Below are 15,489 nucleotides of genomic sequence, written 5' to 3' on the forward strand. Positions count from 1 at the left end.
AGAGTCGGCATGGCAGCACTTCGTGGCCCGGATAGTTCCGAGGACGTTCAGCGTTTGGGGGAGCAGGCCGTCTTTCCTGAGACCGTCGACGTCAACATCCGTCAGCTTGACCCGATCCCCGCGCCCCGCGCGTTTCTGAAGGAACTGCCGCTCACCAAGTCGATGAGCGATCTGGTCCTCACCTCCCGTCAGGAGATCCGCGATATCCTGCATGGTCGCGATGACCGTCTGCTGGTCATCGTCGGTCCCTGTTCGATCCATGATCCGAAGGCCGCGCACGAGTATGCGACCAAGCTGGCCGCCGTCTCCAGGCAGCTGGATGACCGGCTGCTCATCGTCATGCGCGTCTACTTCGAGAAGCCGCGTACGACGATCGGCTGGAAGGGCCTGATCAACGATCCGGATCTGGATGGGCGTTTCAACATTCGCAAGGGCATGTGGCTGGCGCGCAAGGTGCTGACCGACGTGCTGAATCTCGGTCTGCCCACCGCCACCGAGTGGCTCGATCCGATCACCCCGCAGTACATCTGCGATCTGATCAGCTGGGGCGCGATCGGCGCTCGCAACACCGAAAGCCAGGTGCACCGCGAGCTGGCGAGCGGCCTGTCGATGCCGGTCGGCTTCAAGAACGCGACCGACGGTTCGATCAAGCCGGCCGCCGATTCCTGCTATGCCGCCGCGTTCGAGCATCATTTCCTGTCCATCAATCTGGATGGTCGCGTGATCTCCGCCGAGACGAAGGGCAATCCCGATTGCCATCTGGTGCTGCGCGGTTCCAACCATGGTCCGAACTATGACCGTGATTCCGTCGCGCAGGCGCTGGCGGACCTCAAGAAGTCCAAGGCGTCGGGGCCGAGCGAGCATGGTCTGATCATCGATGCCGCGCACGGCAACTGCGGCAAGGACGAGGTGCGTGAGGCCGAGGTCGTCGAGGAGATCGCCGAGCGTGTCGCTCATGGTGAGCCGGGCATTCTCGGTGTGATGATGGAGAGCTTCCTCGTCGCGGGCCATCAGAAGCCGGCTCCGCTCGACCAGCTGGTCTACGGACAGTCCGTGACCGACTCCTGCGTGCCGTGGGATCGCACCGAGGAGCTGCTGCGTTGTTTGGCTGACGCCGTTTCGGCCAGGCGCGCCCTCTAACGGTTGCAGCGAATCGTTCTCAATAAGAAAAGTGTGAGGGTTGACAGATCGTCAATCGCCCATAACATCGCCCGGAATGGCTATTTCCCGCCGTTTCGGGCGATGTTCGTTTGTGCGATCGTGTGCGTTGGGCTCACACTTTTCTAATTGAGAACGATTCGCTGTAAGTCATCCACTATCCTATAAGGGGAATATCGGATAAAGGGAGAGAAGACCATGCAGCAGCAGCCGCTCAACAAGCCGGAGGACCTCAGGGCGATCCAGGAGGCGATGGACGCGGGCAAGAATCCGCTGATCGCCACCGACGTGCCTCGTTGGGAGGATCAGGTCGGCATCAGCCGCATCGTCAACCGCCGCGTACTCGAGTTCGAGGTGCTGCCCACCCCGGCTCAGGTGCTCGCCGATCTCCCGCTGACCGATGCCGCGCAGGAGATCGTCGCCTACTCGCGCGATGAGATCCGTGCGTGCCTCTACGGTCAGGATGATCGATTGCTCGTCATCGTCGGCCCGTGCTCGGTGCACGATCCCGCCGCCGCGCTCGACTACGCGCGTCGTCTCGCCAAGCTCAAGGATGAGCTCGACGAGCAGCTGCTCATCGTCATGCGCGTCTACTTCGAAAAGCCCCGCACCACCGTCGGGTGGAAGGGCCTGATCAACGATCCGGACATCGACGGATCGTGCAACATCAAGAAGGGCCTGCTGCTCGCCCGCCGCACGCTGCTCGGCGTGCTGGGGGAGGGACTCGCCGCCGCCACCGAGTTCCTCGAGCCGACCAGCCCGCAGTTCATCGCCGACGCCGTCAGCTGGGGCGCGATCGGCGCGCGCAACACCGAAAGCCAGGTGCATCGCCAGCTGGCGAGCGGCCTGTCGATGCCGATCGGATTCAAGAACGCGACCGACGGTTCGGTCAAGGCCGCGTCCGACTCCTGTTTCGCCGCCGCGCAGCAGCACACGTTCTTCGGCATCGACCACAGGGGCCGTGCCGCCGTCGTCAAGACGCTCGGCAACCCCGACTGCCATGTCGTGCTGCGCGGATCCAGCTCCGGGCCGAACTACTCCAAGGAGGACGTCGCCGCCGCGCTTGAGACGATCCGGGAGCGCATGCCGGCCGATTCCGCCGCCTCGCATGGCCTGATCGTCGACTGCTCGCACGGCAACTCCGGCAAGGACGAGCATCGTCAGGCCGAGGTCGTGCGCGAGATCGCCGCCCGCATCGCCGACGGCGAGCGCGGCATCACCGGCGTGATGATGGAGAGCTTCCTCGAGGGCGGCAACCAGCCCGCGGCGCCCCTAAGCCAGCTCGTCTACGGCAAGTCGATCACCGACAAGTGCCTGAGCTGGCCCGTTACCGAGCAGCTGCTGCGCACGCTCGCCGAAGCCGTCGCCACGCGCCGTTGGCGCTGAATCGCGCGTTTTCTCCTGCGTCCGCGAGCCGGACGATTCCACGGCAAGCGTGAAAATATGAGATCGCATTCCACAATGTGAGCGATATCACCATCGACCTCGGAGTGCGAGTAGACCTATACCTCAGCACAGCGGTGTGCGGACGCCGCTGCAAGCCACAAGCTCCAGTCGGTCGGACCGCATCCCGCCATTGACGTGGGACGCCCCGTTACCCCGGGTGCGCTCCCCGCGTGAGAGAAGCTGTTATCACATAAGGGGTATTTCCAATCATGTCCGCAACTGCAGTCGCAGCGGCCACGTCCGAGAAGAAGGATTCGGTTCCCGAGATCATCGCCGCGTCGATGGTGGGCACCGCCATCGAGTTCTACGACAACTACTGCTATTCCATCGCATCCGCCAGCTACTTCGGCGCGATCTTCTTCCCGGCCGCCACCAAGGCCAACCCGGCCATCGGCACGATGCTCGCGTTCCTGACGTTCGCCGTGTCGTTCCTGGCCCGCCCGTTCGGCTCGATGCTCTTCGGCCACTTCGGCGACAAGATCGGCCGCAAGACCACGCTGGTCGTCGCCCTGATGACCATGGGCATCTCCACGTTCCTCGTCGGCTGCCTGCCGAGCTACGACCAGCTCGGCATCCTCGCCATCATCATCCTGTGCATCTGCCGTGCCTGCCAGGGCGTCGGCCTCGCCGGCGAATGGTCCGGCGCAGCCCTTGTCGCCACCGAGAACGCACCGGCCAACAAGCGCGCCCTGTACGGTTCCTTCCCGAACCTCGGCGCCCCGATCGGCTTCTTCTGCGCCTACGGCCTGAACCTCCTGCTCGACTCCACCCTCGGCCCCGACAAGATGCAGGCCTGGGGCTGGCGTATCCCGTTCCTGTGCTCCGCGGTCCTCGTCGCCATCGGCCTGTACGTGCGTCTGCGCATGACCGAGACCCCGATCTTCCGCAAGGCCGTCGAGAACGACCGTGTCGTCAAGCACCCGCTGCGCGCCCTCGTGCCGTACTGGAAGGAAGTGCTCCTCGGCACCTTCGCCATGGGCATCACCTACACCCTGTTCTACGTGCTCGGCACTTGGTCCCTGAGCTACGGCGTCAAGGTCATGAAGCCCGCGTTCACGCAGAACGAGTACCTCGCCATGCAGATGACGTCAGTCGTGTTCTTCGCGATCTTCATCCTCATCTCCTGCATCTACTCCGATAGGATCGGCCGCAAGAAGGTCCTCATCACCACCACCGCTCTGACGCTGGTCTTCTCGCTGTTCGCGATGCACCTGCTCCAGCACAACGTCGTCACCGTGATGATCTTCCTGTGCGTCGGCTTCGCCCTCATGGGTGGCCTGTTCGGACCGTGCGGCGCCTACCTGCCCGAGCTGTTCCCGACCAACGTGCGCTACTCCGGCGCCGGCCTGAGCTACAACCTCGCCGCCATCCTCGGTGGCGCCTTCGCCCCGACCATCGCCACCGCTCTGGTGCAGTCCACCGGTTCCGTGGTGTCCGTCGGCTGGTACATGGCCATCATGGCCGCCCTCGCCCTCATCGCCCTCTTCCTCATCAAGGAGAGCAAGGACAAGGATTACGAGGAGTGATCGGTGATCGATTGATCGATCACCTACACGCGATCGCCGTTTGACCAGAAGCTCCCCTAAGCTCGGAAATGACATTGAATCCGAGCATAGGGGAGTTTTTGTTATGGGCAGGACGATCGCCATCATCGGAGCGCTGGACGAGGAGGTCGCGCTGATCGCGCGAGCCCTCGACGATGTCGAGCATGACAGGGCCGCCAGTCTCGACGTGGCGCGCGGCACCATCACCACGAACGCGGGCGAGCGCGTGACCGTCGTCGCCACCGTCGGCGGCATGGGTCTGGTCGCCGCCGCCGCGACCACGCAGCATCTGATCAGCGTCTACCATCCGCAGGCCGTGATCTTCTCCGGCATCGCGGGCAATCTCAACACGAATCTGCACATCAACGACGTCGTGCTCGGCGGCACGCTGCGCTTCCTCGACACCGACATGCGTCTGGTCGGCCAGTGGAAGCCCGGCACGCCCGACGCTCCGGTCGACGAGTTCCATTCCGACGACCATCTGCTCGAGTTGGCCGACGAGGCGCTCACCGCGGCCGGCATCACGCACATCACCGGCATCATCGCCTCGGGCAACTATTTCGTCGATACCGATGCGCAGGTGCGCAAGGTCGTGCATGACACGGGCGCCGACGCGGTCGAGATGGAGGGTGCGGCCGTCGCGCAGGTCGCGGCGCGCAACGAGGTGCCGGCGCTGGTCATCCGTGCCCTGTCGGACAACGCGGATACCGATTACGAGGTCTTCAAGGAGTTCGATATCAGCGAGTACGCCGACACGGCGGCCACGCTGGCGGTCGACATTCTCAAGCGCCTGTAGCCAACCAAGTCGTAGGGTCACCCCCGTTCATGTCCTCGATTGCGTATACCGCCTGCGACGAGTGCATGAACTTCTGCTGAACTTACGTAGTTTGCCGTATCGCATAACGCTTCGGCGGCTATCGTGGTTACCCGAACACAACAGATATAGCGGGTTCCGGGCGTCCTACGAGTGGGGTGGAGCATGGTGTGGTGGCAGATTCTGATCGTTGCGGTCATCGTCGGCGGCATCGCCGCAGCGATCGCCTATTCCACCGGTCTTGAGCGGGGAGAGCGTCTGGGGCTCGAGACCCGTTCTCGCGCCCAGGCCGAGCTGTCCGAGAATGATGTGCTGTTCGGCGTCGTACCGTCCGTTCGCGTCGCCGAGGAGTCGTTCGTCCATGCGATGCCCGAAGCGGTGATTCTCGTCAGCGGCAAGGGCGACGTCGTCTATATGGGCAAGCGATGCATGGGTCTCGGCTTGACCGAATCAGGGAAGCTTTCCGACGAGGACGCCGCCGGTATCCTCGCCCGAGTCGCGTCCGACGGCCAGCCGCGCGAGCGTGAGATCGAACTGCCGATCGATCCGGTGCACGCCGGCGCGCCGGTCGTTCCGGGCAATTCCGGTCATGGCGTGCAGGCGGGGGAGCGGATCCCCTCGAACACGCGGTATCTGAAGCTTCGCGTCGCGGCGATCGGTGACGACCGGTACGCGATCTTCGTCAGCGACATGAGCGAGCAGCGTCGATTCGAGGCGATGCGCCGCGACTTCATGACCAACGTCTCGCATGAGCTCAAGACCCCGGCGGGCGCGATCTCCCTGCTGGCCGAGACGATCGGCGACGCCGCCGACGATCCGGACGCCGTGCGCTACTTCTCCGGGCGCATCGCCAAGGAGTCGACGCGACTGACCGAACTCGTCCACCGTCTGATCGATCTGCAGAAGGCTCAGGACGCCGGCGGCGTGCTTGACGCGAAACGCCTGTCCGTGCTTTCCGTCGTGCGTCACGCGATCGCCGAGAACCAGGTGCAGGCCGATGCCAGCCATATCGAGCTCGATCTGTCGTTCGGCGGGGAACCGGTTCCGCTCGAACACGCCAAGGGCGAGCCGGATGCGACGATCTCCTGCGATGAGGAGTCGATCACCACTTCGGTGAAGAATCTCATCGAGAACGCGATCCACTATTCGCCCGAGCACACCACGGTGCGCATCGCCATCTCGGCGCATGACGGCAAGGTCAAGATCCGCGTCATCGATCAGGGCATCGGCATTCCGGCCGAATCGATTGACCGTGTCTTCGAACGCTTCTACCGGGTCGATCCGGCCCGTTCCCGCCAGACCGGAGGCACGGGGCTCGGATTGGCGATCGTCAAGCACTGCGTGGCCGATTGCGGCGGCACGGTGTCCGTCTGGTCGCGTGAGGGCGAGGGATCCACGTTCACGATCGAACTGCCGCTGGCCGAGGACGTGGACGCGCAGGCGCAGACAGGCGCGGACGATGCGCAGGACGCGGATGGCGCGGACGATGCATCCGGAGCATCCGAAACCCTGGATGCCTCATTGGATGCTGCACCAGGTACTGCACAATCGGCCGAATAGGCATCAAAAGGAACGTAGTCGTCATTTCTGGACGACGACGAAGAACGGCGCACAACCGGCTGAAATTCCTGTACCGAAGGTTCGCGGCTTGCCAATACGCTCTCAGAAGTTACGTATCTCAAGACGAAGAGCGGATGAACATGCGGCGAACGGCTAGGATGGCTTAGGTAAGCTCACAGGATTTTCACTGGTACCACTGGCAATGAAAGGTGATCATGACGCGCATTCTCATCGTGGAAGACGAGGAATCCTACAGGGAACCGCTGGTCTATCAGCTCACACGCGAGGGGTATGACGTGTCCGCCGCGGCCACCGGCGAGGAGGGCCTCGAGCTGTTCACCAAGGGCGGCATCGACTTCGTGCTGCTCGATCTCATGCTTCCCGGTATCGATGGCACCGCGCTGTGCCGTCGCATCCGCGAGCAGAGCCGGGTTCCGATCATCATGCTCACCGCCAAGAGCGCCGAGATCGATAAGGTCGTCGGCCTTGAGATCGGTGCCGACGATTACGTCACGAAACCGTACTCCTTCCGCGAGCTGCTCGCCCGCATCCGCGCGGTCATGCGTCGCAACCAGCAGGCGGGCGGTGCCGCGGACGGCTCCGCCGCCGGCGACGACGTGCCGCTGACCTGCGGCGACATCTCGATGCAGGTCGGACAGCATCAGGTCACCGTGCGTGGCGAGAACGTGTTCTTCCCCCTGAAGGAGTTCGAGCTGCTCGAATACCTGCTGCAGAACAAGGGGCGCGTGATGACCCGTCACCAGCTCATCGATCGCATCTGGGGCTCCGATTACGTCGGCGACACCAAGACCCTCGACGTGCATGTCAAGCGAGTGCGCGCCAAGATCGAGGAGGACCCGAGCCATCCGAAGTACCTGACCACCGTGCGTGGCCTCGGCTACAAGATCGATCAGCCGGTCGCCTGAGGCGCTTCTTCTTAAAGATGCTTCTGACCGCGCCCTTGGCGCTAAGACGGCGCTAAGGGCGCAAACTACGCCGGTGCCCCTGAAAACGACGTAGGCACATATCTCGGATTGTTCATCATCCGTTCACCGGTTTCGGCCCTCACGACTTCCCAACGCCAATAGGCTTGTAGATGTCAAGAATTGACGGGCGGCCCTCTCATGGCCGTCAAGTTAGTTGAATGAGGGAAAGAAATGCGTAAGAACATCTTCGTGCGTACTATTGCCGCGATTTCCGGCATTGCTATGCTCGCTGGTCTTGCCGCCTGCGGCGACAACACGACCGCCAGCACCAGCAGCTCCAGCTCTTCCGACAGCTCCTCCAAGACCGAGCCGATCTCCGGCGACTTCCAGGGTGCTGGCGCCTCCTCCCAGCAGGCCGCCGTTGAGGCTTGGATCGCCGGCTTCCAGGGCACCAACCCGGACGCCAAGATCGCCTACAACCCGACCGGTTCCGGCGCTGGTGTCTCCACCTTCCTGACCGGCGCCACCGCGTGGGCCGGCTCCGACAAGGCCCTGTCCGACGACGAGGTCACCAAGTCCGAGACCGTGTGCGCCTCCGGTGCCGCCTTCGACGTCCCGGTCTACATCTCCCCGATCGCTGTCATCTTCAACCTCAAGGGCATCTCCGACGCCGGCAAGCACGTCAACATGGACGCTGCCACTATCGCCAAGGTCTTCGACGGCAAGATCACCAAGTGGAACGACCCGGCCATCGCCGATCAGAACAAGGACCTCAAGCTCCCTGACACCGCGATCACCGTCGTGCACCGCTCCGATAAGTCCGGCACCACCCAGAACTTCGTCTCCTACTTCAAGGATGCCGCTCCGGACGCCTGGACCTACGACCTGTCCGAGAACTGGCCGAACAACGTCGGCCAGGGCGCCAAGGGCACTTCGGGTGTCGTCTCCACCGTCCAGCAGGCTGATGGCACCATCGGCTACGCCGACTTCTCTCAGGTCGGCAAGCTCGGCACCGTCGCCGTCAAGGTCGGCGACTCCTACAACGAGATCTCCGCTGAGGGTGGCTCCAAGGTCATCGAGGACTCCAAGCAGGACGACACCGCCAAGGGTGACAACCGTGTTGTGATCAAGATCAACCACGAGACCACCGCCGAGGGCGCCTACCCGATCGTCCTCGTCTCCTACGCGATCGCCTGCCCGGCCTACAAGGACGCCAAGCAGGGCGAGTTCGTCAAGGCCTGGCTGACCTACATCACCTCCGATGAGGGCCAGAAGACCGCTCAGGATGCCGCTGGCTCCGCTCCGCTGCCGGCCAGCCTGACCTCCCAGATCTCGAAGTCCATCGAGGCCATCAAGACCAAGTGATGAGACTTCCGGCCGCAAGGCCGGAACGTACGAATCTTCGACAGACCACATAATCAAATAGCAACCACCAAGCAAGCCGCAGTCGTTCTAACGGTTGCGGCTTGCGGTCGGTCGAAGGTTCCCAACTCATTGCACACGTCTTTTCAATCCCATTTCCTCCACACGCAATTCCATTTCCGTAAGGAGATTTCGTGACTTCGCAAGACAAACCGGTTGTTGAACCGGTTACCGGCAAGACTGCCGACAAGGTCTTCAAGGGTGTGGCCTACGCCTGTGGCATCCTGATCCTCGTCGTGCTCGCCGCCGTGTTCCTCTTCCTGTTCTTCCGCGCGTGGCCGCTTATCGGCGGCGACCAGAAGGCGAATTCCGAGACCGTCGCCAACTTCACCGGCGGTGCCACCAGCAACTTCTGGGGCTATGTGCTCCCGCTGCTGTTCGGTACCGTGCTCGTCTCCGTGCTGGCACTGATCATCGCCTTCTTCGTTGCAATCGGCATCGCACTGTTCATCTCTCACTACGCGTCCAAGAAGGTCGCCACCGGCCTGAGCTACGTGGTCGACCTGCTCGCTGCAATTCCTTCCGTTATCTACGGTCTGTGGGGCGGTCTGATCTTGGTCCCGGCCATCTACCCGTTCTGGAACTGGGTGGCCACCTACCTCGGATGGATCCCACTGTTCCAGGGCCCCGCGGCGAATCCGCAGCGCACCATCGGCACTGTCTCGGTGGTGCTGGCCGTCATGATCCTGCCGATCATCACCTCCATGTCGCGTGACATCTTCCTGCAGACCCCGACCCTCCAGCAGGAGGCCGCCTACGGTCTGGGTGCCACCAAGTGGGAGATGATCAAGCTCGCCGTCATCCCGTTCGGCAAGTCCGGTATCGTGTCCGCCTCCATGCTGGCACTCGGTCGTGCACTCGGTGAGACGATGGCCGTCTTGATGATCCTGTCCCCTGGCCTCACCTACTCCATCAAGCTGCTGCAGGCTTCCCAGAACCAGACCATCGCCGCCAACATCGCCGCGCAGTACCCGGAAGCCAACGATCTGGGCGTCTCCGTCCTGATCGGAACCGGTTTGATCCTGTTCCTCATCACCTTCGTGGTCAACTACGCCGCGCGTAAGATCACTGAGAAAGCGAGCGCATGATGGCTGAAGAAACCAAGCAGAAGAACCTCGACGGCGCTCCCGTCATCGACTTCGACAAGTTCGCTCCGAAGACCTCGTACTCCAACTACCGCAAGTACAAGGACTACTTCATGACGGGGCTCATCGTCCTCGCCTTCGTCATCGCCTGCATCCCGCTGGTCTCCGTCCTGTGGACGACGATCGTCAACGGTCTCAAGCGTCTGAACCTCAACTTCCTGTCCTTCAACATGACCGGTGTGGTCGGCGGCAACCCGACCCCGTCCGGCGGCTACGGTGGTGTTCTTCACGCCATCATCGGTACGCTGGAGATCACCGGTGGTGCAATGGTCATCTCCATCCCGATCGGCATCATGTGCGCCGTCTACCTGGTGGAGTACGCGAAGGGCAGCAAGCTGGCGATGACGGTCTCCATGCTCGTCGACGTCATGAGCGGTATCCCGTCCATCGTCGCCGGTTTGTTCGCATTCTCGATGTTCACCATCGTCTTCGGTCCCGGTACGATCAACGGCTTCGAAGGCTCCGTGGCATTGTCCCTGCTGATGCTGCCGACCGTCGTCAAGTCCTGCGAGGAAATGCTCAAGATCGTTCCGAACGATCTTCGTGAGGCCTCTCTGGCGCTTGGCGTCACCAAGCAGCGCACGATCACCAAGATCGTGCTGCGCACGGCTCTGCCGGGCATCGTCTCCGGCTGCATCCTCGCCATCGCCCGTGTCATCGGCGAGACCGCGCCTCTGCTCATGACCGCAGGCTACATCTCCTCTACGAACGTCAACCTGTTCTCCGGCCAGATGACCACCCTGCCTGTGTACGTCTACCAGGAGTACAGCAAGCTGCACGCGAACTGCCCGGCTGCCGCCACCTCCTCCTGCGTGGCCGACATCCCGATGGAACGCTCGTGGGCCGCCGCCCTCGTCCTGATCGTGATCGTTCTGGTGCTCAACCTGATCGGTCGTCTGGTCGCCAAGATCTTCGCCGTCAAGACCGAGCGCTGATCGGTTAACCCGTTCGAATCGCTTCGAATTTCAAGGAATCAAGGAAAATATCATGGGACAACGTATTGACGTCAACCACGAGAACATCTACTACGGCGACTTCCTCGCCGTCGAGGATGTGAACATCAACATCGAGGCCAACAAGGTCACCGCCTTCATCGGCCCGTCCGGCTGCGGCAAGTCCACCGTGCTCCGCACGCTCGACCGCATGCACGAGCTCATCAACGGCGCTCACGTCGAGGGCGAGGTGCTGCTCGAGGGCAAGAACATCTACGACAAGGACATGGACCCGGTCGCCATCCGTCGTGACGTCGGCATGGTCTTCCAGCGCCCGAACCCGTTCCCGACGATGTCCATTCGTGAGAACGTGCTCGCCGGTGTTCGCCTGAACAACCGCCACATCTCCAAGTCCGACGCCGACGATCTCGTCGAGTGGGCCCTGCGTGGCGCCAACCTGTGGAACGAGGTCAAGGATCGTCTTGACAATCCGGGCATCGGCCTGTCCGGTGGTCAGCAGCAGCGTCTGTGCATCGCGCGCGCCGTCGCCGTCCACCCGAAGGTGATTCTCATGGACGAGCCCTGCTCCGCTCTGGACCCGATCTCCACGCTCGCCGTCGAGGACCTGATCAACGAGATCAAGAACGACTACACGATCGTGATCGTGACCCACAACATGCAGCAGGCCGCCCGTATCGCCGACTACACCGCCTTCTTCAACCTGAAGGCCGTCGGCCAGCCGGGTCACCTCGAGTACTTCGCGGACACCACCACGATGTTCAACAACCCGCAGAACGAAGAGGCCGAGCGTTACATCTCCGGCCGCTTCGGCTGATCGCGCGACGCGACTAAGCCGTCCCCTCAACGGAAAGCCCCCGTACCGGTCCTCACCGGTGCGGGGGCTTTCCCGTTTGTTGGGGGGCTCCCCGGTCTTCCCTGTGCGAGTGATCCATGTCGCCAGAAGGTAATGTGCGTTCTTCGAGGCTAATTACTTCACTCCCACAAGCAACGTATGCTGACTTCCTCCATCCGTACGGCCTTTGTGGTTGTAGGCCGGTAGTCACCCGTTTTCGTACGAATAGTGACTGTAAGCGTACGAAATCGGGTGATTGGGTTGCAATAGCCACTATCGCCGTACACCTGTGTCGTCTCAGAGTACGTTGCCGGTGGGCTTCAACTGGTTGGCAACCATGTCCGTCCGGGATTGTCTCCGATCCTGTAGGTTCGAACGTTTTGCACGTTTGACAGGCCATTTCAGCGTCCGATCCTGTAGGATCCGTCGTGCGTACTGCAAAGCCCCCCGTGTGGCTCATGGCCATACAGGGGGCTTGAAGAAACTGTGTCGATCGGACTAACCGACTATCAGAGCACCGCCATGCACACGAAGTCGATGATGAACAGCGTGGCGACGACCCAGATGAGTGGGTGGACCTCCTTGGCCTTGCCCTTGCAGGTCTTCACGATGCAGTACATGATGAAGCCGCCGGCGATGCCGTAGGAGATGGAGTAGGAGTACGCCATGAAGGCGGTGGCGAAGAACGCCGGAATCGCCTCGGAGATGTCGGCCCAGTCGATCTCCTTGAGGGAGGCGGCCATCATGCAGCCGACGATCACCAGCACGCCGGCGGTCGCGGCGGACGGCACGGCGGAGATGACCGGGGCGAAGAAGATGGACAATGCGAAGCAGATGGAGACGACCACGGAGGTCAGACCGGTACGGCCGCCCGCCGCGATGCCCGCGGAGGACTCGACGTACGTGGTCGTGTTCGAGGTGCCGAAGATCGCGCCGATGGAGGTGGCGATCGAGTCGGCGAACAGGGCCTTGTCCATCTTGGAGGAGAAACCGGAGCCGTTCTCCAGAGCCTTCTCATCCTCGAGGGAGAAGATGCCGGTGCGGCGTCCGGTGCCGAGGAACGTGCCGAGCGTGTCGAACGTGTCGGACATCGAGAACGCGAAGATCGTGACGATCACGAGCGGCAGCTTGGCCGGATCGGAGAACAGCGCCGGGAAGCCCTCGGCGCTGAAGATCGCGCCGAACGTGACCGGCAGCTCGGAGAAGGTCTGCGACAGCGACTGGGAGGAGCCGAAGTTGGTCACGCCGAACGGGATGCCGACGATCGTGGTGATGACGATGGCCAGCAGCATGCCGCCCTTGACCTTGAGCACGGTGAAGACGATCGCGAGCACGAGGCCGATGAGGAAGACCCACAGGACCTTGTCGTTGAAGTTCGCAAGCCCCGGGGTGGCGGCGACGGCACCGCCCTTGGCGGCGGCCTTCGGGTCGCCCGGCGTGAACTTGATCAGGCCGACGTTGAGCATGCCGACGTAGGCGACGAACAGGCCGATGCCGCCGCCGATCGCCTGCTGCAGCGATTCGGGGATGGCCATGATGATCATCTTGCGGATCTTGGTGACGGTGATCACGATGTTGATCAGACCGCACAGGAACACCATGCACATCGTCTGCTGCCACGGGAAGCCGAGGCCGAAGCAGACCGTGTAGGTGAAGAACGCGTTGAGACCCATGCCGGCGGCCTGGGCGTACGGCACGTTGGCGAACAGGCCCATGATGAGCGTGCCGATGATCGCCGCGATGATCGTGGCGAGGAAGACGCCACCCCACGGCATGCCGGTGGACGACAGGATCTGCGGGTTGACGACGATGATGTACGCCATCGCGAAGAACGTGGTCAGACCGGCCAGCACCTCGGTCGAGACCGTCGTTCCGCTCTCCTTCAAATGGAAGAACTTCTCCATGTTTTCTTTCTTTTCCTTGGGTTGTGCGGGATCTCCGTCCGCCACGGTCACGTTCGCGCTGTCGCGATGGGTGGGGATCCCGGCGAGAATTGCGACTCGCCCCGGCCCTGCTTGCGGCGTGTCGATATGCGAGAAGCATATTGACAAACCGTCTTCGGTCGGAACCGAAGGTGATTATAGCGCGGACCCATTGCGCGAAATCCGCGGGTCGAGAGGTGGCCAGCATGGTCAACATGACAACTAGACTTGGATCTCGGATATGCCGGAAGCACGACGAGGGGAGTGGCATATGGCCAAGCAGCCGGTCGAGGTGTCGATTCGCGCGTGGAAGAAGAACACGGTCAAGCCGGGGCAGGAGCACGGTCGCGTGCTGCTTATGCCCGGCACCGGCTATAACTGCGATCGCCCGCTGCTGTACTGGTCGGCGCAGGCGCTCGTCGAGGGCGGGTGGCGCATCGACCGTATGAACGTGGCGCATGCGTCCGACGATCTGTCCACCGTGATCCCCGTCATCAATCGGGCGATCGACGAGTGGGTGGCCTCGGTGCGTGCGGAGTCGCCCGATGTCAGGCTCCTGCTGATCGGCAAGTCGCTGACGACGATGACCTACCCGCACGTCGCCACGCGCTATGGTCTGCCGTTCGTGCTGTTGACCCCGGTCCTGCATCACGCCGATTTCGACCCGTCCGCCCGGGTGATCCCGGTCCCGCGCGTCGGCGACGACATCGTGTCCGAGTCGGACGCGCCGTCCGTGGAGGTCGCCAGGGCTCTGGTTTCCGGCGAGTCCAATGCCGATTCGCGTTACCCGGGCCCCGCTCCGCTGGTGTGCGCCGGCACTGCGGATCCTTTCTATGATCATGCTCGCGCCAACGCGTTGACTCCGCACGTCCATGAATACCCCGACGCCAATCACTCGATCGAGGTCCCCGGCCACTGGCGTCGCTCCCTCGACTACTTGAAGGAGGTCTCCGCCTCCGTCTCCCAATACGCCGCCACTTTATAGACGCGACACGCCGAAGCTTGTCGTTGTCGCAGCCAAGTCGTAATTTATCCCTTCGTAAACCACAGACCGTTGGTTGGAGCGTGCATGCGCTCCCGAAGTTTGGTTCGCCAAGCCAGCGCAGGTTGAGAGATGTAAGCCCGTTACGGGCAGCCGGAAACGGCCTTATGTTGCTCTGCCTGCGTGCAGGGCTTTTTTCATGCCCGAATGGCGTGCCGGACCGGAACAGATCAACGGCCGATCTAGGAAGGAACGCCATGAAGAGGCCCGAAAAGGAAGCGGTGGTTGCCCAGCTTACGGCTCAGTTCCGTGCTGCTGACGCGATCTACCTCACCGAGTACCGCGGGCTTACCGTTCCGCAGGTCAGTGATCTGCGCGAAAAGCTAGGCCGCGATACTTCCTACACCGTGGCAAAGAACACGCTGGCACGCATCGCCGCCAAGGAAGCGGGCATCGAGGGTCTCGACGAGATCCTTTCCGGCCCGACCGCCATCACCTTCGTGAAGGGCGACTTCATCGAGGCTGCGAAGACCATCCGTGACTTCGCCAAGACCAACAAGGCCCTTGTCATCAAGGGTGGTTACGCCGACGGCACCGTGTACGATGCCGAGGGCGCTACCAAGCTGGCGGATCTCAAGTCCCGCCCGCAGCTGCTCGCCGAGTTCGCCGGCGACATCAAGGCTACGATGTCCAAGGCCGCGTACCTGTTCAACGCCCTGCCGACCAAGGCCGTGCGTACGATCGATGCGCTGCGCGAGAAGCAGGAGAAGGCTGCCTGATCATCC

13 protein-coding genes are annotated in these 15,489 nt (G+C 62.5%); 12 read left to right on the top strand and 1 reads right to left on the bottom strand.

Going from position 1 to position 15,489, the window contains the following annotated elements:
* Positions 1-9 precede the first annotated feature (9 nt).
* From BW11_RS02605 to pstB, 10 genes are all read left to right on the top strand, one after another.
* Complete coding sequence (locus BW11_RS02605; RefSeq protein ID WP_140444544.1) at positions 10-1,140, top strand: 3-deoxy-7-phosphoheptulonate synthase; 1,131 nt, start codon at positions 10-12, stop codon at positions 1,138-1,140.
* A 216-nt stretch (positions 1,141-1,356) separates the two neighbouring features.
* Positions 1,357-2,544 (top strand): 3-deoxy-7-phosphoheptulonate synthase, encoded by a 1,188-nt coding sequence (locus BW11_RS02610; RefSeq protein ID WP_140444543.1) that lies wholly within the window; start codon positions 1,357-1,359, stop codon positions 2,542-2,544.
* 269 nt (positions 2,545-2,813) lie between these two features.
* The gene (locus BW11_RS02615; RefSeq protein WP_107043958.1) at positions 2,814-4,130 is read left to right on the top strand and encodes an MFS transporter; all 1,317 of its coding nucleotides are present in this window, start codon (positions 2,814-2,816) and stop codon (positions 4,128-4,130) included.
* A 103-nt stretch (positions 4,131-4,233) separates the two neighbouring features.
* Positions 4,234-4,944 carry a 5'-methylthioadenosine/S-adenosylhomocysteine nucleosidase gene (gene mtnN, locus BW11_RS02620; protein ID WP_140444542.1) on the top strand — a complete coding sequence of 237 codons (711 nt, stop codon included), beginning with the start codon at positions 4,234-4,236 and terminating at the stop codon, positions 4,942-4,944.
* A 183-nt stretch (positions 4,945-5,127) separates the two neighbouring features.
* Positions 5,128-6,522 carry a cell wall metabolism sensor histidine kinase WalK gene (locus tag BW11_RS02625; protein WP_140444541.1) on the top strand — a complete coding sequence of 465 codons (1,395 nt, stop codon included), beginning with the start codon at positions 5,128-5,130 and terminating at the stop codon, positions 6,520-6,522.
* A gap of 215 nt (positions 6,523-6,737) precedes the next feature.
* Positions 6,738-7,448 (top strand): response regulator transcription factor, encoded by a 711-nt coding sequence (locus tag BW11_RS02630; RefSeq protein ID WP_043164620.1) that lies wholly within the window; start codon positions 6,738-6,740, stop codon positions 7,446-7,448.
* Between the two features lie 231 nt (positions 7,449-7,679).
* Complete coding sequence (gene pstS / locus BW11_RS02635) at positions 7,680-8,813, top strand: phosphate ABC transporter substrate-binding protein PstS (RefSeq protein ID WP_043164619.1); 1,134 nt, start codon at positions 7,680-7,682, stop codon at positions 8,811-8,813.
* A 191-nt stretch (positions 8,814-9,004) separates the two neighbouring features.
* Entirely contained in the window at positions 9,005-9,958 is a 954-nt protein-coding gene (gene pstC / locus BW11_RS02640) for a phosphate ABC transporter permease subunit PstC (protein ID WP_140444540.1), read from the top strand.
* Positions 9,955-10,950, top strand: a complete 996-nt coding sequence (pstA, locus tag BW11_RS02645; RefSeq protein ID WP_140444539.1) for a phosphate ABC transporter permease PstA — start codon at positions 9,955-9,957, stop codon at positions 10,948-10,950. The genes pstC and pstA overlap by 4 nt, the downstream gene beginning before the upstream one ends.
* Positions 10,951-11,002: 52 nt before the next feature.
* Positions 11,003-11,782, top strand: coding sequence for a phosphate ABC transporter ATP-binding protein PstB (gene pstB, locus BW11_RS02650; protein WP_043164614.1), 780 nt, complete (start codon positions 11,003-11,005; stop codon positions 11,780-11,782).
* A gap of 527 nt (positions 11,783-12,309) precedes the next feature.
* Here pstB and BW11_RS02655 read toward each other — a convergent pair.
* On the bottom strand, positions 12,310-13,704 hold the full coding sequence (locus tag BW11_RS02655; protein WP_107043964.1) for an NCS2 family permease: 1,395 nt from the start codon (positions 13,702-13,704) through the stop codon (positions 12,310-12,312).
* Positions 13,705-13,993: 289 nt separating this feature from the next.
* Here BW11_RS02655 and BW11_RS02660 point away from each other — a divergent pair, with 289 nt between their 5' ends.
* The gene (locus BW11_RS02660; protein ID WP_140444538.1) at positions 13,994-14,707 is read left to right on the top strand and encodes a hypothetical protein; all 714 of its coding nucleotides are present in this window, start codon (positions 13,994-13,996) and stop codon (positions 14,705-14,707) included.
* A gap of 254 nt (positions 14,708-14,961) precedes the next feature.
* On the top strand, positions 14,962-15,483 hold the full coding sequence (gene rplJ / locus BW11_RS02670; RefSeq protein WP_043164609.1) for a 50S ribosomal protein L10: 522 nt from the start codon (positions 14,962-14,964) through the stop codon (positions 15,481-15,483).
* Positions 15,484-15,489 lie beyond the last annotated feature (6 nt).

The organism is Bifidobacterium sp. UTCIF-38, assembly GCF_006454495.1.
GTDB classification, from domain to species: domain Bacteria; phylum Actinomycetota; class Actinomycetes; order Actinomycetales; family Bifidobacteriaceae; genus Bifidobacterium; species Bifidobacterium callitrichos.